This window comes from Oleiphilus sp. HI0079 (assembly GCF_001635105.1).
This window is the reverse complement of sequence record NZ_LWFT01000234.1, coordinates 1-773: the sequence shown is the minus strand read 5'-3', so window position 1 is coordinate 773 and position 773 is coordinate 1. Positions and strand designations below refer to the sequence as shown.

Sequence of the window (773 nt, the reverse complement as noted above, 5' to 3'; positions counted from 1 at the left end):
TTAGTACCTATCCGATTATTGTCCCTTGACTGGCAGCTCGACGAACGCTTCGGATGAAGAGCCCCGCTGTTAAGCGAAAGCCAATCCGTTTTACGTCTCTGCGACGCTTAAAAACAAGCAAAAGCGTCACGCCCGCTTAAACCATTGAATCAATTAGAATTTTTGATTTAAAAAAACGTACGCTGAATTGGGATATACGTCGCGAGACGCACTTCCAAAACGACACTTTTCAACTTAGGATAAGAAGCTCAANGAAGGTTGGACCTACCAAGTAAGTAAGGAACAACAATCAAAAAAATATACCGTCGTAAGACGTGCGTCGCGAGACGTATATTCAAATGTTAGTTTTGAACAATAAATAAGGAAACCGAAACAAATGAAAAGAAACTTCGTTATCAATACAGTCTTTGCAATGATTTTTTCTAGCGTTGCTTACGCAGAAAATGACAATCAAAGCCTTCTAAATTCATTCCATAAGTATGGTATTACCAAATGCGACTCATTCATTCTTGAAAATAGTGGTCTAAAATCCAACTGGACTTACTACATAAACAAGCATGCCGGTGGTATTGATGGTCCGGCGACTGAAGTAACAGTAACTCAAATTTTTGGGGCTGCTGGCGATACTGTTAAAACGACAGACACTTATATTCAAACTTCTAAGAAGTGCTTTCTGAGTAATACATGGACCCTAACATTTAAAGGCCCATGCTCGTCAAACGTTGATGGAAATGCTTGGTACGTTAGCGATCCCATGCCATCAAAAGATTATA

At 39.6% G+C, this 773-nt stretch carries 1 protein-coding gene; it reads left to right on the top strand.

Annotation, left to right across the window (positions count from 1 at the left end; genetic code table 11):
• Positions 1-376: 376 nt before the first annotated feature.
• Positions 377-773: hypothetical protein (locus A3750_RS03555; protein WP_156498358.1), on the top strand; the 397-nt coding region annotated here is incomplete at its 3' end.